19 protein-coding genes and 2 riboswitches are annotated in these 18,080 nt (G+C 41.5%); of the genes, 2 read left to right on the top strand and 17 right to left on the bottom strand.

What is annotated here, in order from left to right:
• Positions 1–116: 116 nt before the first annotated feature.
• From ACIQZA_RS23935 to ACIQZA_RS23855, 17 genes are all read right to left on the bottom strand, one after another.
• Positions 117–953, bottom strand: a complete 837-nt coding sequence (locus ACIQZA_RS23935) for a class I SAM-dependent methyltransferase (protein ID WP_400936767.1) — start codon at positions 951–953, stop codon at positions 117–119.
• The gene (locus ACIQZA_RS23930) at positions 950–2,449 is read right to left on the bottom strand and encodes a cobyric acid synthase (protein WP_400936765.1); all 1,500 of its coding nucleotides are present in this window, start codon (positions 2,447–2,449) and stop codon (positions 950–952) included. Before ACIQZA_RS23930 ends, ACIQZA_RS23935 begins: the two co-directional genes overlap by 4 nt.
• Before the next feature lie 265 nt (positions 2,450–2,714).
• Positions 2,715–3,251 (bottom strand): cob(I)yrinic acid a,c-diamide adenosyltransferase, encoded by a 537-nt coding sequence (locus tag ACIQZA_RS23925; RefSeq protein ID WP_142507080.1) that lies wholly within the window; start codon positions 3,249–3,251, stop codon positions 2,715–2,717.
• Between the two features lie 14 nt (positions 3,252–3,265).
• Positions 3,266–3,826, bottom strand: coding sequence for a nitroreductase family protein (locus ACIQZA_RS23920; RefSeq protein ID WP_400936762.1), 561 nt, complete (start codon positions 3,824–3,826; stop codon positions 3,266–3,268).
• Between the two features lie 33 nt (positions 3,827–3,859).
• A complete protein-coding gene (gene cobA, locus ACIQZA_RS23915; protein ID WP_400936760.1) occupies positions 3,860–4,627 on the bottom strand; it encodes a uroporphyrinogen-III C-methyltransferase in 768 nt (255 codons plus the stop codon).
• The gene (locus ACIQZA_RS23910; protein ID WP_400936758.1) at positions 4,624–5,262 is read right to left on the bottom strand and encodes a precorrin-2 dehydrogenase/sirohydrochlorin ferrochelatase family protein; all 639 of its coding nucleotides are present in this window, start codon (positions 5,260–5,262) and stop codon (positions 4,624–4,626) included. The genes cobA and ACIQZA_RS23910 overlap by 4 nt, the downstream gene beginning before the upstream one ends.
• Entirely contained in the window at positions 5,255–6,622 is a 1,368-nt protein-coding gene (locus tag ACIQZA_RS23905; RefSeq protein ID WP_402884250.1) for a cobyrinic acid a,c-diamide synthase CobB, read from the bottom strand. The genes ACIQZA_RS23910 and ACIQZA_RS23905 overlap by 8 nt, the downstream gene beginning before the upstream one ends.
• Positions 6,623–6,633: 11 nt before the next feature.
• On the bottom strand, positions 6,634–7,755 hold the full coding sequence (locus ACIQZA_RS23900; protein ID WP_402884252.1) for a cobalt-precorrin 5A hydrolase: 1,122 nt from the start codon (positions 7,753–7,755) through the stop codon (positions 6,634–6,636).
• Positions 7,748–8,533, bottom strand: a complete 786-nt coding sequence (cobM, locus tag ACIQZA_RS23895; RefSeq protein ID WP_402884253.1) for a precorrin-4 C(11)-methyltransferase — start codon at positions 8,531–8,533, stop codon at positions 7,748–7,750. The genes ACIQZA_RS23900 and cobM overlap by 8 nt, the downstream gene beginning before the upstream one ends.
• Positions 8,533–9,240 carry a precorrin-2 C(20)-methyltransferase gene (gene cobI / locus ACIQZA_RS23890; RefSeq protein WP_132359974.1) on the bottom strand — a complete coding sequence of 236 codons (708 nt, stop codon included), beginning with the start codon at positions 9,238–9,240 and terminating at the stop codon, positions 8,533–8,535. The genes cobM and cobI overlap by 1 nt, the downstream gene beginning before the upstream one ends.
• Complete coding sequence (gene cbiE, locus ACIQZA_RS23885) at positions 9,233–10,453, bottom strand: precorrin-6y C5,15-methyltransferase (decarboxylating) subunit CbiE (protein WP_402884255.1); 1,221 nt, start codon at positions 10,451–10,453, stop codon at positions 9,233–9,235. The genes cobI and cbiE overlap by 8 nt, the downstream gene beginning before the upstream one ends.
• Positions 10,410–11,543: a cobalt-precorrin-5B (C(1))-methyltransferase gene (locus ACIQZA_RS23880; RefSeq protein WP_402884256.1), complete on the bottom strand. Its 1,134-nt coding sequence runs from the start codon at positions 11,541–11,543 to the stop codon at positions 10,410–10,412. Before ACIQZA_RS23880 ends, cbiE begins: the two co-directional genes overlap by 44 nt.
• Positions 11,543–12,202 (bottom strand): precorrin-8X methylmutase, encoded by a 660-nt coding sequence (locus tag ACIQZA_RS23875; protein WP_400936744.1) that lies wholly within the window; start codon positions 12,200–12,202, stop codon positions 11,543–11,545. Before ACIQZA_RS23875 ends, ACIQZA_RS23880 begins: the two co-directional genes overlap by 1 nt.
• Before the next feature lie 12 nt (positions 12,203–12,214).
• Positions 12,215–12,976 (bottom strand): precorrin-6A reductase, encoded by a 762-nt coding sequence (gene cobK, locus ACIQZA_RS23870; protein ID WP_400936742.1) that lies wholly within the window; start codon positions 12,974–12,976, stop codon positions 12,215–12,217.
• On the bottom strand, positions 12,973–13,854 hold the full coding sequence (locus tag ACIQZA_RS23865) for a sirohydrochlorin chelatase (RefSeq protein WP_402884258.1): 882 nt from the start codon (positions 13,852–13,854) through the stop codon (positions 12,973–12,975). The genes cobK and ACIQZA_RS23865 overlap by 4 nt, the downstream gene beginning before the upstream one ends.
• A gap of 14 nt (positions 13,855–13,868) precedes the next feature.
• Positions 13,869–15,539, bottom strand: coding sequence for a precorrin-3B C(17)-methyltransferase (gene cobJ, locus ACIQZA_RS23860; RefSeq protein WP_402884260.1), 1,671 nt, complete (start codon positions 15,537–15,539; stop codon positions 13,869–13,871).
• Positions 15,540–15,543: 4 nt separating this feature from the next.
• Positions 15,544–15,915, bottom strand: a complete 372-nt coding sequence (locus ACIQZA_RS23855; RefSeq protein WP_142507094.1) for a (2Fe-2S) ferredoxin domain-containing protein — start codon at positions 15,913–15,915, stop codon at positions 15,544–15,546.
• A 139-nt stretch (positions 15,916–16,054) separates the two neighbouring features.
• Positions 16,055–16,236: riboswitch (cobalamin riboswitch) on the bottom strand.
• A gap of 414 nt (positions 16,237–16,650) precedes the next feature.
• Positions 16,651–16,835: riboswitch (cobalamin riboswitch) on the top strand.
• A gap of 127 nt (positions 16,836–16,962) precedes the next feature.
• Here ACIQZA_RS23855 and ACIQZA_RS23850 point away from each other — a divergent pair.
• Together ACIQZA_RS23850 and ACIQZA_RS23845 are read left to right on the top strand one after the other, a co-directional pair.
• On the top strand, positions 16,963–17,358 hold the full coding sequence (locus ACIQZA_RS23850; protein WP_402884262.1) for a hypothetical protein: 396 nt from the start codon (positions 16,963–16,965) through the stop codon (positions 17,356–17,358).
• Positions 17,333–18,079, top strand: coding sequence for an energy-coupling factor ABC transporter permease (locus tag ACIQZA_RS23845; RefSeq protein WP_400936731.1), 747 nt, complete (start codon positions 17,333–17,335; stop codon positions 18,077–18,079). The genes ACIQZA_RS23850 and ACIQZA_RS23845 overlap by 26 nt, the downstream gene beginning before the upstream one ends.
• Position 18,080: the final 1 nt, after the last annotated feature.

Here is an 18,080-nt window from a genome sequence, read left to right as displayed (position 1 = left end):
ACAGCTTGTAATTTATCTTTGGCAGTATATTTTTTGACCATACAAAAACTGCACCTCCAATTGTTAGATGTGTCTAACAATTGGGGCGCAGTTCATTTTGTCCAAAGGTTTCATAATTATTTCGGCTCCCATGATACGAGTGCCGCATGGAAATCATGACGATAATAATAACGACCGTTCTTTTCTTCAATAAACGGCAAGAGCGATTCCTCAACATGCTCTCTATTAAAAGTGTTATTTACTATTTTTTTACTTTGTGTTGTTATAAGCTGTTCATAGCTTTCATATTCATACACTCGTTCTAACGGGATGATTTTGCACTCTGCATAAATATCCATTTCATAGAGCAAATTTAAAAATTCTATATAATCTCTTCGTGGAAATTTAATATCATAGCCATACTTGTCGTATAAAATTTCATAGTGAGGTTGAATCGGCCCTGTTGTCATGCCAATAATTGCACGCTTTTTAGCTAGACGATTCATGTGGTAAAGTGCTGATTTGATTTCATACATACGATAAAAGCAATTGACACCTATGACTATATCATGCTCTCCTACCTCATCTTCAGCAAGGGTTTCCCACTTTGCATGAAGATAAGAAACATGTTGCCTATCCTCCAGACAATTTTCTAAATAGCTAAGGATACTTTCTGAGCTATCTACACAAGTTAGCTGTCGCACATGATCAGCTAGCGGAAACGTATAATTGCCCCAGCCTGGACCAATTTCCAATACAGAGTGCTCCGGTTGAATACTTTTTTTAATTTCTTGAAAAATTTTTGCGGCGTAAGGATCTGTTTGTCCAGTCTTTTTACGTGCGATTGACTGCGCCCAAAACTGCTCCTCTAATTGATCATTGACCATTCTTTCAGGCATTTGACCATGCCAATCTTTCATACCTTCCTGCCATAATGCCTCATAATCAATGGCTAACGGTCCTTTTCTTGTCATACAGGTACCTCTATATTCGTGATTTCGTATACTTTTTTCATATCGAGATTCGCACGCACATGTTTTGCAAGCATATTGTACGCATCCTCTCTACGTTCTGCATCACTTTTCACGTCACTTGGTAACGCAGCGAGCCCTTTTTTCACGCGAATGTCATTAACAAGCTGTCTTGTAAAGATGCGATTATGGAATAAACCGTGGAAATATGTTCCGATCACTTGTTCATCAGCACTTACTGCACCATCTTCTCGCCCATCTGCAAGCTGTAAAAATGGGGATGCTTCATCACGTAAAATTTTCGTACGTCCAAGATGAATTTCATAGCCAGTAAACGTATCCTGGCCTCTTGTTCCTGTCATTTGCACTGTTTTTTTATCACCAACAAAAACCGTTTCCATCGGTAATAATCCTAGACCTTGCGCTGAATCCCCATTACCTTCTACTGCATCTGGGTCCAGTAATGTTTCACCTAGCATTTGGAAGCCGCCGCAAATGCCAATAATCTTTGTCCCTCGTGCGCGTAAATTTGCTATCGCATGATCGAAGCCTTGTTCCTTTAGCCACGCTAAATCATCTATTGTACTTTTTGTTCCAGGTAGTATAAGTAAGTCGGGCGTACCAAGCTCATTGACATTGCCAATTAAACGCACACCAACCTCTGGCTCATCAAAAAATGGATCAACATCCGTAAAATTTGAAATGCGCGGCAGCCGAATCATTGCCACATCCACGCCAAACTCCCCTTGCTTTGGCTTTTTAAAGCGCAATGAAGATAATGCTAGCGAGTCTTCAGCCTCAATATTGACATCTACATATGGTATAACTCCAAGGACAGGAATCCCCGTTTCACGTTCTACCCATTCAATGCCATCATCGAGTAATTCTCGCAGCCCTCTGAATTTATTTATAATCAGCCCTTTTACACGTGCACGTTCTGCATCGTCAAGTAATGCGAGTGTGCCAATTATCGATGCAAATACTCCACCCCGATCGATATCAGCCACTAGCACAACCGCTGCATCTGCTAGATGAGCCATGCGCATATTTGCTATATCACGGTCTTTTAAATTAATTTCTGCAGGGCTACCCGCACCTTCAAGGACAATGACATCATATGTATTTTGTAAAGTTCGTACTGATTTTTCAACGATCGGCATCGCTTCTTGTACGAATTGATTGCGATAGCTTTTGGCGTCCATATTTAAAAAATGCTTGCCATGAACAATTACTTCTGATACCATATCCTGCTTTGGTTTTAGCAATATAGGATTCATATCCGTAGTTGCGACAACTCGTGCTGCCTCTGCTTGTACACCCTGTGCCCGGCCAATTTCTCCGCCGTCTTGAGTTACGAACGAATTAAGGGCCATATTTTGTGATTTAAACGGTACTACCTTTAGCCCATCATCAGAGAAAATACGGCACAGCGCAGTACAAATCATACTTTTCCCCACATCAGATGCCGTTCCTTGAACCATGATAGATTTTGCTGGCATAGTCTTTTCCCTCCTTTTTTATAGTTGAAGCGGGGGAGCAAGTCTGGGTCCTTGCGCGGGTGTTCTTCTTGCTTTCGCGTATATTCCCTCCAAAGCGAGAATATTCTGATACGTCCCGCGAGTATTTTCACAAACATGCGAAGTTCACCTTGATACACGGGGTTCAGCTTGCTTCCGGTATTCTCCCCCGTTCCGTGGGTATTTCCTCCGAAGCGCGAGTATTGCCACGTTCCACAGGTATTCTCACAAAAGTGAGAATCTCGAATTAGAATTCTAGACCTTTTACAGCTGGAATGCCTTCATCATAATAATGCTTTGTCGCATCGATTGTTGATACTAAATCGGCCATTGCAATTAGCGCTGGATTCGCGCTACGTCCTGTTACGACTAAATGCATTGTAGATGGACGCTGCTGAATGGCTTCAATGACTTCGGCTAATGGGAGCACATCATCGATTGGAAATTTTGTAATAGCCAGCGCATTGTTGAGCTCGTCTAATACGAGTACATCAATACTGTCGTCTTGCAAGGCAGCCTTTGTTTTTTCCCATGCTTTTGCTAATGCAGCACGATGCTCGTCTGGTGTTTTTGTCCAAGTGAAGCCGATTCCCATTTGCTCCATTTCTACGCCAAGCTTACGAAGAGCAATTTGCTCTCCGTATGTACGCTCTGGTGATTTAATAAATTGCATATAGCGTACATTCAGGCCTCGACCAACTGCTCGCAATGTGACACCAAGAGAAGCAGTTGTTTTGCCTTTCCCTTCACCCGTGTACACTAAAAACAAGCCTTTTCTAGCCATTCTTCATGCCTCCCTTAAAGCCATGTTGTTTTTTCTTCAAATGAGGTACGTTTCTTGTCTTTAAGCTCCTGTTCTTCTGGGTAGCCAATAAAGATCGTTCCTACTACCTTTTGTGATTCACTTGCGCCAATGAATGCATGCATACGTGAATCATGAACAAGCCCTACACCACGTGTACGCCATACAAAACCAAGCCCAAGCTCTTCTGCAGCAAGCCACATAGACATAATAGCACTACATACGGCAAAAACATTATCTGCTGTCGCATCGGCATCGTCTTCTACAATATCTGCTGTCACAACAATGGCCACAGGCGTTGTTTGAACAACTTTTAACGAGCTTTCCACTAAATTTGGTTTTGTTGGGAATCGCTCTTGCAAATAGGCATTCGCCATTTCCTCGTAGCGTTTCATCGCATCGTCCTGAATAACATAAAAATGCCAAGGCTCACGCATACGGTCATTTGGAGCATAAGTTGCGGCTTGTAAAATTTGCTCAATCTTCTCTTTTTCAACAGGCTGTGTCGTGTAATTACGAATCGCTCGACGATTTTTTAAAGCCTCGATTACTGTCATGATGTGTTTCCTCCTTATGCTCAAGTAAGTTTTTTATGAGAAAGCAAGCCCTTGCTCCTCAAACCATTGAATTTTCTCGCGTACATTGACGACTTCGCCAACGACAATCATGGAAGGATTATGATAGCCTTCTCGTTCAATAATGCTAGCTATTTCATCAAGCTGACCTGTGATGGTACGCTGTTGCTCTGTTGTTCCCCATTCAATAACGGCGACTGGAGTAGTTGCCTTGCGACCATTTTCGATGAGCTTTCTAGAAATATAAGCAATATTACCAACACTCATATAAAAGGCAACTGTATCGATGCCTGTTGCAAGTGCGGGCCAATTTAAAAAGTCCTGTCCTTTTTCCTCACGACCATGACCTGTTACGAGCGCAAAACTTGTCGCAAAATCTCGGTGTGTTACAGGGATGCCCGCATATGCTGGGGCAGCAATTCCAGCTGTAATACCTGGTACAATTTCATAAGCAATACCATGACTTTTTAAAATTTCCGCTTCTTCTGCACCACGACCAAAAACAAATGGATCGCCACCTTTTAAACGTGTAACAATCTTGCCTTCATGCGCTTTTTCGACAAGTAATGTATGAATCTCATCTTGAATGAAGTGATGCTTCCCAGGTAATTTACCACAGTACACAAGCTCTGCATCTTTTTTGGCAAACTCTAGTAATTTCGGGTTCACAAGACGGTCATATGCAATGACATCAGCCTTTTGAATACATTCGAGCCCGTACACTGTAATGAGCTTTGGATCTCCTGGTCCAGCTCCAACTAAATACACTATTCCGTCTTTCATTGCGCTTCTCCCATCAGTATTTGTTGTAAAAATGCTTCACGTCTCTCAATCTCTCCATTACGTGTCCATTCTAGTAGGCTCGGTTCAAGTAATGCTTGTAAAGCGTTGCGCCTTTGTGGGCCCTTGTCAAACTGAGCCGCAATCATTAAACGTGCCTGCTGTAAGAAGCATACATAGTCGTCATAAACCTCATCAAATTGCTCTTCGAGGTCAGCTTTTATTTTACGCGCTAATGCAGGACTGGCACCTGACGTTGAAACTGTTAACACTAAAGGACCACGGCGCACTGTTGCTGGCGTTATAAAGTCGCTTTCAGCCTGTGCATCTGCGCGGTTGATGAGCTGCCAATGTTGTGCTGCTTCTTGTACAGCCTCATTTACTAACATATCATTTGTAGCCGCAATGATGAGTGATGCATCATCTAAATCACGCGCTTCAAATTCTTTTTCACGCCACGTAATTTGCCCTAACTCGGCAAGAGGCAGTAATGATTCATCTAGAGTTGGACTAACAACGACAATATTAGCTTTAGCTGGAAGCAGTGAAGCTATCTTCTGTGTTGCTACGTGTCCCCCTCCAACAATTACTACAGTTTTATATTCAATATTGATGTGAATAGGAAAATAATTAGTCACGATTTTTCACCTTCTTACAAGCTGTTAACCAATTGTCAACAAGCTTTGGGTTCGATACGAAATGAAAATGCGTATAGCCAGCTACTAAATTTCCAGCTTGGTAGCCCTCTTGTTTGTTACCAAAACGCCCCTTCGTTTCATAGGCCGGCGTATTATGCGAGCCGCTATATTTTGAATAGTGGAATTCATGCCCCTTTGCTTCTTCATCCGTACCAATTAAAAAATTATTTGGTGTGCCAAAAATTTCACGGTAGCCGAGAGCCGCTAGCTTCGCTTGCATCGCTACTTCTCCTGGAATAACACCAACCATGTCATAACGGTCACCATTGCTATTCGTAATAGCCTCCGTCAAATACATAAAGCCACCACACTCAGCTAATGTTGGAAGACCTTTGGCAACTGCTTCACGAATAGACTTTTTGGTAACCGAATTGTCCGCCAAAATATTTGCAAATTCCTCTGGGAAGCCCCCGCCGATATACAATCCGTCTGCTTCAGCTGGAACAGGCTCATTTGCAAGTGGTGAGAAAAATTGCAGCTCAGCTCCTTTTGCACGTAGCAGATCCAAATTCTCTTTATAATAGAAGTTAAAAGCTGCATCCTTTGCTACGGCAATGCAAATATTTTGCGATGGTTGTTCATCAAAAAGTTGCCCTGATTCTTGTAGAACAGAAGCCTTTGTTAATGCAAGCAATTGATCTAAATCAATGGTCTCAGCCATTAGATCGCCTAGCTTATCAAAAAATGTATCTAGTTCCCCTCGTTCGATGGCAGGGACTAGTCCTAAATGACGACTAGGAATAGCAATCCCTTCCTCACGCTTTAAATATCCGATGACAGGAATACCACATTCCTGCTCAATAGCAGCCTTCGCTATTTCATAATGACCGACACTTCCAACTTGGTTAGCAATGACACCAACGATATTCTGTTGATCCGACAACAATTGAAATCCTTTCACAACTGCCGCTACACTTCGTGCCATACTTACACAATTGACAATTAAAATAACGGGGCTCTCTGTGACAACACTAATGTCTGCTGCAGAGCCAGCATTCGATAGCGGACTTTTGCCATCATAAAAGCCCATAACTCCTTCAATAATGGAAACATCAGCATCTTTACTTGCGCGTGCGACAATATCTCGCACTGCTTCATGTGAAAACATCCAACTATCGATATTACGTGATACACGTCCTGTAACAGCGGTATGATAAGTAGGGTCAATATAATCGGGACCACATTTAAAGCCTTGCACAATTTTGCCCTTTTCTTGTAACGCTTTCATTAGTCCAATGGTAAAGGTTGTTTTACCAACTCCACTACCAGTACCAGCAAGTACAAAGCGATTCGTTTGCATAGGCTTCCTCCTTAAAATGTTAATCTAGCAACAGAGATTGTAGCATTGCCCGATTTTTTCTTTTCTAGAACAAGTGACTCCACCTGCGCATAACGCATTGCTGCAGGCTCACTCACCCCGTATGCTCCTGTATAGTTAAAAACAGTTTCCGAAGGTGTAGGGAAATCAATTTCATTTAATTCCGCCGGTGAATATGTTACAAATTCCCAATCGTATTTCTTTGTTATTTCTAAGAAACATTGCTCGTCCTTCTTTAAATCAATCGTGCATAGCGCTTTCACACTTTTTTTCGAAAGCTTCAGCTCTGCAAGGGTTTCATCAATGACTTGCTCAATTTCTTCCACAGCTGTCCCACGATTACAGCCCATGCCAAGCACAACCGATTTTGGTCGATAAATAACACCATTTTCTAGAAGCACTTCTTCTTTTGGGTCAATGATGCGGTCAGTAATGAGTAATGTCGCATGTGGTTTCGCTTCAATAGCATCATATGTTGACGGATAAATTTTAATTTGCTCTGGCATCGTTGTGTCACGCATCCACCAGTCACGTTCCCCCGTTTCCTGAACGATTGCAACGTGCTCCTCATTGACAACAGAGGCACTGACAGGCGTCAGTTTATCGGCACTATCCCATACCCAGCCAAAACGGGCACCAAATAAATCAACCGGAATGGTCTTTTGCACATCTGAGGCTGTTGTAATAATAGGATTTGCTCCAAGCGCTGCAGCTACTTCATGTGTCAGCTCATTGGCGCCACCTAAATGCCCCGATAACACGCTAATCACGTTTTCACCACGGTCGTCAATGACTACAACACCTGGATCAGTCTTTTTATCCTTTAAAATCGGTGCTATCATGCGGACAACTGCACCGAGTGAAATGATTAAAATTAAGCCTTTATATTGCTTAAAAAGAGTTGGCAGCAGTAAACGCACAGTACCTGTAAACATCTGAATATGCTTTTCTGCTTCATCCCCCTGCTCAAATTTACTCATGTAATATAAGTCACTTGCAGCAAAGGTTTGCTGCAAGCGACGTCCGATTTGAACACCGTGCTTTGTAATGGCTACAACTGCATAAGGGTTTCGTTGGTCAACTTCTGGCAATACGCCCTCTTGTAACTCAATCACTTGTTTTCACACCTTTTCTAAAGCCATGTGTAAAGGAAGCATCATATAATTTGGAACGATATTGATCTTTATCATGAATATTCGGGTCTAATGCCCAGCCAGCTAAAATCATCGCATGTTTACGAATCCCATTGACACGCATTGCTTCATCCAGTTCAATTAATGTTGTACGTACGATTTTTTGATCTGGCCAAGAAGCTCGTTGAATAACAGCTACTGGTGTATCATCGGCCCATCCAGCATTTTGTAATTCTTTTACTATTTTCTTTGTTAGCGTTGCGCTCAGGAATAAGGCAATTGTACAGTGGTGACTCGCTAAATCACGTAGCTTCTCAAATTCTGGAACAGGTGTACGTCCTTCGGCACGCGTTAAAATAAGTGTTTGTGTTAAATCAGGAATTGTTAATTCTGCCCCTATTGCCGCTGCTGAAGCGAAGACAGAACTAACACCAGGAATAACCTCGTAGCCAATGCCTTCTTTTTTTAATAGAGCTACTTGTTCCATGATTGCTCCGTACATCGCAGGGTCTCCTGTATGCATACGAGCTACTACTTTACCTGCATTGACGCGATCTACCATGACCGCTACCATTTCCTCTAAATGCATACCTGCTGTACGAATAACCTCTGCATCTGGTCTTGCCTTTGCAATAAGATCCTCATTCACTAATGAATCTGTATACATCACAACGTCTGCTGTTTGTAGCATATGTAAACCTTTTACTGTAATTAAATCTGGATCACCAGGACCAGCGCCGACAATATATATTTTCTTCATTATTTACGCACCACCATTAACGTTAAATATTCTAAATCGACACCGTCTAGCTCCCGTACATCCCAAATGATTTCCTCGTCAGATGTTACCTTTGTTACGACCGATGCCTTATCAAGTAAATCTAAATCACGTAGCACCTCAAGCATTAAATCAATAACTTTCGCTACTTTTATAAACACCACTGCATCGTGACTTTCAATCGCTTCACGCATAGCATCATAGTCATCATGGGCAGGGACAATGGCAACGCGGTCATCGCCATCTGCTAGTGCAATCCCAAGTCGTGATGCTGAACCATTGAACGAAGAAATTCCAGGAACTGTTCGGATTTCAACGTCAGGGTGCATGTCCTGCATAAGCTTCATCATATGGATGAACGTACTATATAATAATGGGTCACCTTCTGTTACGAATGCGACGTCCTTACCTTCTTTTAATTTCTCATAGACAAGTTCCACTGATTTCGTCCATTCGCGTTCTAATACAGCCTCATCCTTTGTCATTGGAAATACTAGGCCAAGCATATCTTTTTCTTCTGGGTTAATGTAGACATCTACGATGCGATGTGCATAGCTTTTACTGCCTTTTAATTTTTTCGGATAGGCAATAACAGGAGATTCTTGAATAACACGGAATGCCTTAACTGTAATTAACTCTGGATCGCCAGGACCTACGCCCAAGCCATATAAAATACCAAGATTACTCATAATTTTCTTCCTTTCGATATGCAGAAATAATGTAAATAGGATTTAATGGGACAAAACGTGTCATATCTAATATTGGTTTACTGCGCGCAAGCTGTGCCTGCAATATGTCTACAGCAAAGCCACAAGACTTAAACGCTTCGACTGCTTTATATAAATTTTCAATTGTTGCAGCATTCAAGACAATACGACCATTTGGCTTTAAGCGTGTACAACACAATTGTAATAACTCCACCATTTCTCCTCCAGTGCCGCCGATAAAAATCGCATCCGGATCAGGGAAGTTTTCAAGTCCTGCTGGCGCTTTACTATGAATAGCTGTAATATCTACACGGAACTTTTGCTGATTTTGCAGGCAATTTTCTAAATCGGGGGCATTTTTCTCCACGGCAAATATTTGACCTTCTGGCGCAAGCTTGCCGGCCTCAATGGCCATCGAACCCGTACATGTGCCAACGTCCCAAATGATGCTATCAAATTGTAGCTGCATTGCTTGTAAACTTAAAACACGAATTTCTTTTTTCGTAATCAGCCCTTTGTCTGGCTTACGCTGTGAGAATTCTTCATCAGCGATACCGAGTGCATAGCGTTTTGGTACTGAAGTTTGCTGTAAAATAACAACATTTAACGGAGAAAAATCAGCCATTTCTAATTCATCAAGTGAATACCAGCCGAATTTTTCATTTGTGCCCTGTAAATTTTCTGCCACAAATGCACGGTATTCTGTCATGCCAAAATGCTTTAAATAACTTGCCAACTCATTCGGATTATTCTCTGCATCTGTTAGCAATGCCACTTTCTTTTTACCATCGATGCGTTGTGCTAAGCCTTTCATGGAGCGCCCATGAATACTTGTAACATAAGCATCCTGCCAGCTTTCCCCCATCTTTGAAAAAGCAAGCTGTACAGAGCTCATATATGGATAAACGTCAATGTCTAGCTTTTTCGCTAAATAACCACCGATTCCGTAAAATAATGGATCACCTGACGCTAAAATAACTGTAGTTCTTGTTTCTGCAGATAATCTTTCGACAAGCGCTGAAAGACCACCTTTAATTAACATTTTTTCACCCGTGAAATTCGGGAAAAATTCTAGGACACGCTCCCCACCAACAAGTACCTCACAGTCTTCAATCCACTGTACATATTGCGGTAGTAAGCTTTCTTGTCCGTTATCCCCGATCCCAATCAATTTCATCGATCGATGCAATGTCATCAGCCCTTCCTAATAATTGTCCCTGCATCGAATAGATCGATGTGGATAGCGTTAATCCGCCCTTAATATGATGTAATGAAGAATAACAGCAAGCTTCACATAAGTGGTGGAAGAATGCATCATAGCCCTTTTCTGCCATAATTTCTCCAACCTGTGAAGCAGTGTTTGCCTCTCGTACGTTCGTAATGGTTTCTTCATCTGCACCTATATCCACTGCTAATTGTGCTAAAAAGTTAAAATCAATTGGAGCACTTTTAGAGTGCACCATCATGACACCTTGTGCCACTTTCGAGAATTTCCCCATCATCCCAACAAGCGAGACTTGCTTCATACCAAGTCGTTTACAATGCTTTAATGTAAAGCCTACAAAATCGCCCATTTCTATAAACGCTTCCTCTGGTAAATGAGGGTACTGTGCCATCGCATACTTTTCACTACGTCCACCAGTCGTGACGACTAAATGCTTACAACCAGCCTCTTTTGCAACACTAATCGCTTGGACGATGCTGGCCATATAGGCAGAACTCGAAAAAGGCACGACGGTTCCCCTTGTGCCTAAAATTGAGATGCCTCCAATAATACCAAGTCGCCCATTTAACGTTTTTTTAGCAATTTCCTCACCCTTAGGGACGGAAATAACTACGTTAACGCCTCGTTTAATTTGAAATTCATCAAGTACACCTTGTACAGTACTATGAATCATCTTCCGTGGTACAGGATTGATAGCTGCTTCTCCAACAGGTACTGGTAAGCCAGGCTTTGTTACACGCCCGACCCCAATTCCACCGTCCAGATGAATGCCTGGTATATCTGACCAGCTTACTGTGCCAACAATGAGTGCTTTATGTGTTGCATCCGGGTCATCACCAGCATCTTTAATCGTTTCACAGCTAACAGCATCATGCTGAAATGTACATTTTTCTATCGTAAAGGTTGCATCTCGTCCAATCGGCAAATGAATCGTACTTGTTTCTTGCTCTTCATTTGTAATTAAGGCGAGTAATGCGGCCTTCGTTACTGCAGTCGCACAGGACCCCGTTGTATAACCGTGACGCATGTCTTTGGGATCTTTTTTAGGCTTCCGCTCCATTATTTTTTCGCCTGTTCATCCGCTAAAAGTGAGACAGCATTCAATGCGGCAACCGTCACTGTACTACCGCCTTTACGACCAACATTTGTAATATACGGAATACCTTCTAGTTTTAATAACTCTTCCTTCGATTCAGCGGCTGATACGAAGCCAACTGGCATACCGATAATTAAATCTGGTTTCGCTATGCCTTCTTTAATTAAACGAATTAATTCAAGCAATGCTGTCGGTGCATTCCCAATTGCATAAATGCCGCCTTCGTGTAATCTAGTAGCCTTTTGCATAGAGATAATCGCACGTGTTGTGTTTTGTTTTTTTGCTTCAACTGAAACATCTTCATCTGCAATATAGCAGTGTAAATCGCCACCATGTTTTTGGAAGCGTTTTTTCCCTGAACCACTTTCAATCATTTGCACATCTGCAATGACATGGCGACCAGCAAGGATTGATTTAATACCGGCCTCAAGTGCTCCCGGTGTAATAATTACGCTACGCCCTAATTCAAAGTCTGCAGAAGCATGAATGATGCGACGTACAACTTTCCACTCATCCTCTGAGAAATTATGCTCGCCCATTTCCTCTGCAATAATAGAGAAACTGTAATCATAAATTTTATCTGGGTCTACTGTTAATGGTTTGAAATCTGTTTTAAAGTCCATTTGGATTGCCTCCTAAAGTGTGTTTTGTACAGCTTGACGTACATCTTCAAATGTAGAATATTGCTGTCCGTATTTTATATTTGGTCTGGCAATTAAAATCGTTTCGATGCCACATGCAAGGGCAGCCTCTAGCTTTTCATCCACCGAGCCAACCTTGCCGCTTTCTTTCGTAATCATCAACGTCACATCATATTGACGAAAAAGTGCTTCATTTAATTCCTTTGAAAAAGGGCCCTGTATGGCAACAATATCTCTTTGTGCCACACCAAGTGCTTCGCATTTTTCCATATTATCGAGTCGAGGAAGCATACGCGCAATTACTCTTGTATTTTCTAAACCATGTAATACCTTTGTAAAGGTTGCTAGTGTTTTACTGCCCGTCGTTAGCATAATGACACCACGTTTTTCTGCTGCTAAATGGGCAGCCTCGTCGTAATCTTTCACAATCGTAATTAGTGGATCTGCATAATGCTCATGAGCACGTTCATAGCGAATATACGGAACATTTGCTTGCTCAGCTGCCACCATAGCATTTTTTGAAGCTTCTTCAGCAAATGGATGAGAGGCATCTACAACTAAACGGTACCCTCGCTCTGTAATAATCGTCGCCATTTCATCCGCCGTTAAACGACCGACTAAATAAGGAAGGCCTACTTCTGCAAGGCTAGAAGCAGCTGATTCAGTAACGACTGTTGCTGTCACAGCATAACCCGCTGACTGGATTTCAAGTGCTAGATTTCTAGCATCGCTCGTCCCTGCTAACATGAAAATCATTTCACTGGCTCCTCTTCATGGTGGTGATGATGATCATGGTCGTGGTCATGATGGTGATGATGATGCGCGTGTCCATGTACTGCTGCATAAGCACGATAATTTTCTAAATCTTGCATACCTGTTGACGTGCCATTTACAGCTTGCTCAATACGCTCTAATAGTACATTTTGTAAACGCTCATGATAGCCAAAATAGTTAGCAATTTGAATATCACAGTCCGGATATTTTTCGTTAAATTGCTGACACATACCGTTCATACGTTCCATTAGGATACCTGTGAATAAAAAGTACGGTAGCATAATAATTTTTTTAGCACCGAGCTTCACACAGCGCTCAATTCCTTCTTCAACACGCGGATCAGTGACACCCATAAATGCACTTTCCACATACTGAACCGGGAGTTTTTCCCATAACAAGCGTGTAATTTTATAAAAATCACCATTTGCAGCAGGATCACTGCCACCACGTGCAATTAATAAAATGGCAGTATCTTCATGTTCTTCTTCAGCATTAAAACCGATTTCTACTAAACGATCTTCTAAAATAGCAAATATTTCTTCATGGATACCGATTGTTTGCCCATATGTGAACGTTATATTTGGATAATGCTCACGCGCATGTTCGATTTCTGCTGGAATATGTAGTTTTGAATGTCCAGCATGAAGCAGGATAATCGGAATAACATGCACCTCTGTAGCACCCTTCTTCACACAGTTCGTAATACCTTCTTCAATGTTTGGCGAGGCAAACTCTAAAAAACATGTTTCTACTAAAAAACGTTCATCAATGCGAGGTGTCATTTGCTCGATAAACGTGCGTACCTCTTCATTTCCTGCTTCTAAACGGCTCCCGTGGCCGACAAATAAAATTGCTTTCATCTCATTACTCCTCACTAGTCGCCGCATGGAGCGGGCTCTACTTTTATTTTTGAAGACATATCCTGATACGTAAAATGTAGGATCTTTTTCACACGCTTGAAGTATTTAAACAGACGTTCATTTGGATGCGCATTTGCTTTATATTCATCGATAATGTCGGTGATAAGTGGTATGAGGTGTTCAGGCTCTAACCCCTCAACAACAGGCTGTGCAGCATGAGCTGTACGACCAACCGGCTTGGCACCAATAAAAACATCAAATTTACTTTTACGATAAACGATGCCAATATCATCAAATACTGCTCGATAACACGCCATACCGCAGCCATTAAAGCCAATATTTAATGTTTTCGGTAACGCCATACCCCCAAGCTTTTCTTGAATCTCTTCTGCATATGGAATCGAATCGACCTTTTCTCCGTAACAGAAGTCACAAGCCTTTAACGAAAGCACGTCACCAAGTGGTGCAAGTAAAAAGCCAACTTCACGGAGCTTTGCTGTAATTTCTTCAGGCTCAGACGTTGGAATTTTCAAATGAATTTGATGGTCTGGTGTATACTCCATCGTTCCTTCCTCACCAACTACTTCAGCTAAAGTCTTCATTTGTTGAGGCGTAAAGAACTTATTGGCTACCCCAGGACTAACCGCTAATTCAAAAATAGATTCGATTTTTTGTTGAACACGCTTAGGTGATACTTTCACAGCGTTTGTTCCCTTTACCATTGCAAGAGCTGCTGTTGCCATTTCAAGTGACGATTTGTTAGGCTTTGGTTGTGGTCTAATGGCTAAACTGGGCTTAATACGATTTGCATTAGGATCTGTCGCAAAATCATTACGCGCTACTCCTGTTTCTTGATTCATCGCCCATGGTTCATTTTCTTCCTTGAGTCGTTGATGTGGTCGTAACGATTGTTTTTCATCACCAAGTGTATATTTACGCTGATAACCACGTGGCGTAATCATCTTATTGTCGTAGAAGAATGTTGTTGAATTCCCAATAATAACTGTCGTTAACATGCCGATATCATGTTCAAGCATTTCTGCTAAAGTAGTCATCGTTATTTCCTGACGGTCACGATATGCGCTTTTCACAAGTCCAACTGGTGTATCTGGCGAACGATATTCCAATAAAATTCTTTGTGCCTCTACAATTTGTCTCGTACGACGGCCACTTTTCGGGTTATAAAGAGCAATAACAAAATCCGCCATTGCTGCCGCTTCTACTCTTTTTGCAATTAAATTCCAAGGTGTTAAGTGGTCACTTAAACTAATGGTACAGGCGTCATGCATAATTGGAGCACCTAGTAAACTTGCACACGAATTAATAGCTGAAATACCTGGAACAATTTCTACCTCGATACCAGTTGCCTCTGTCCAGCCTAGCTCGATTAATACCTCATACACTAATCCTGCCATCCCATAAACCCCGGCATCTCCACTAGAAATGACCGATACGATACTTCCAGCCTCTGCTTGACGTACCGCTTCCTGTGCACGTGAAACTTCCTCCGTCATACCAGTACTAATAATCGACTTTGCACTAACTAAATCCTGAATAAGCTCAACATACGTTTTATAGCCTATAATCATATCACTTTGTTGTAGTGCCTCCACAGCACGAGTCGTAATATGTTTAAAATCTCCAGGACCAAAGCCAACTACGAAAATCTTACCTTTTTGTGCCATTTCGTTACCCCTCTTTCACCTTTTCAATGCCTTTAATGGCTGTTGTTTGTGCTGTACGCTGTAACGAACCTTCCCGCAATGTAAAGACATGCTCATTATGTAACGACTCATGATTTAAATCTTGTACGAGTGCTCTCGCATGCTCCGTTGTTGGCACACGGTACCAATTTCCCTGAGGATATGCAATGACAACACAAGCATCTTTACATCTGCCATTACAGCGAGTTCTCGTCGTATGTATTTCCTTATCAAGCGCCAGCAACTGTATTTCATCACGGATCGCCTGTGTAATGTCCTCAGCATCTTTTTTCATACAGCTACTACCATTACAAATAAAAAGATGTGTTTTCATCCCCTCTAAATTCCAAGTTGTCATAGTCGTTCTCCCCTCATTTGCTTTTAGGAAAAAGAAAAACCTTTACTCTAGACGAAGAGTAAAGGTTTAGTAGAAGCCAAATAAAAACGAATATATACAGGTACTCGCTCTTGCTTCAACTTCTCCCTCCGAAAAGTTTGCATGCATCATCCCATAAGCAGGTTTCCTGACTTAAGCTTCCTTTTACTTTCGCGCCTTCCCAAGTTTTCACTAGTGGCATCCGCGATTTCATCAGCTATTACAGTAGCGGGGGCTGTATCGGACTTTCACCGATTTCCCTATTATCTTGAATATTCAAGCACTTATGGACGTTTTATATGAATTTTTAATATATCAAGTATGCCTCGGCATAATTGCATGACAGCCGCCGGAGGCTTTAACTTCTTTCAGCAAGTACAGGTGTTTTGACACCCGCTGAAAAGAACTTAAATCAGCATTCATCTTACCATCTATAGAGGTAGGAGACTTCTGTAGCTAACGCTTCACTTTCGCTACAAAAGACATTTGCTGAAAGAATTTTAATGTAATTGAAAACTGTTTCTATCATAGCTTATTTTTTAAAAATTTCAATATTACTTTCTTAATTTGTGACAATTTTTTTAAAATTCTATAGAAAAACGCGACATTTCTTTTTGATTTATCTAAATTTTCGACGTAGACTATTAATTTAAAATTTTTCTATAAAAATCATAGCATATATATGGAAATTCATGTTACACTTTGTCGTGAAATCTCACAACTTCATCTTTTTTCGGTGCGAATTGTTCAGCATTTCGCTTAAAAGGGAAGCCGGTTCAAGTCCGGCGCGGTCCCGCCACTGTACTAGGGAGTTTTATAGAGAATGTCACTGTCCAAAGGATGGGAAGGCCTATAAAACGTTGAACTAAAGCCAGGAGACCTGCCGAAAAATATGTGATCGTTTCAACCTACGAGGATGGGTGTGCGGCTTAGCAGATTAGAATTTTATTTGCTTTTTTAGCATGCACTTTTCCACTATCGGAGAAGTGCTTTTTTTCATTCAGAAGAGACTCCATCTCAAGGTAGTAGATGAGTACAGATATGGTTCCAACCGGGCCAAAACACCTACTGAATGAAAAAAAGCTTCCGGCGGATGTCACGGACTTTGAAAGGAATGAATTGTGCTTGCACAATTCAAAATCCGGACGCATTGTTTATCTGCGCGAAAGCGAAGCGGCAGCGGCAAATGTTTTCTGTAGCGAAAGCATAGCGACAGCTACAAATGTTTTCTGTAGCGAAAGCGAAGCGGCAGCTACAAATGTTTTCTGTAGCGAAAGCGAAGCGGCAGCTACAAATGTTTTCTGTAGCGAAAGCGAAGCGGCAGCTACAATTACGCCAAGGCGAAATTTTATCGATCGCATACTAATTCGAAAAATTTTAAAGCTAGGAGGAGAGATTCTTGAAATTTTCAGGTTGGAAGCTTAGTTATTTCTTATTGGCATTTTTATTCGTGCCAAATCGCGCATTTGCGATGCATATTATGGAGGGCTTTTTGCCAATTGAATGGGCGATTTTTTGGTGGGTCGTATCGATTCCATTTATTATTTTAGGATTACGTTCTATTCGAAAAACCATTGAAGAAAATCCTGAAACAAAAATGATATTAGGGCTATCGGGTGCCTTTGCCTTTGTACTATCTGCCTTAAAAATCCCTTCTGTAACAGGGAGTTGTTCGCATCCAACTGGAGTTGGACTTGGGACAGTTCTTTTTGGACCATTAGCGATGAGTGTTATCGGAACAATCGTATTATTATTCCAATCTTTACTGTTAGCACATGGTGGGCTTACAACATTAGGGGCAAATACCTTTTCCATGGCAATTATGGGCCCTATTATCGCTTACTATGTATTTAAGGGCTCACAAAAACTGGGATTATCATTTTCAGTAGCCGTCTTTTTAGCAGCAATGCTTGGTGATTTAGGTACATATGTTGTCACTTCAGTGCAACTAGCTCTTGCCTTCCCTTCTGAAGTCGGTGGCTTTATGGCTTCATTCACAAAATTTGCTGGTATTTTTGCGTTAACACAAATTCCTCTTGCTGTTAGTGAAGGAATTTTAACAGTGATCGTTATGAATTTTCTGAAAAAATACAATGTGAGTGAATTAAAAGCTCTACGTGTTTTCTCAACAAAGGAGGCTCACTAAC

Origin of the sequence: Lysinibacillus sp. NPDC096382, from assembly GCF_044762845.1 — a bacterium.
Taxonomy (GTDB): Bacteria; Bacillota; Bacilli; order Bacillales_A; family Planococcaceae; genus Lysinibacillus.
This window is presented reverse-complemented; position numbering and strand designations above follow the sequence as displayed.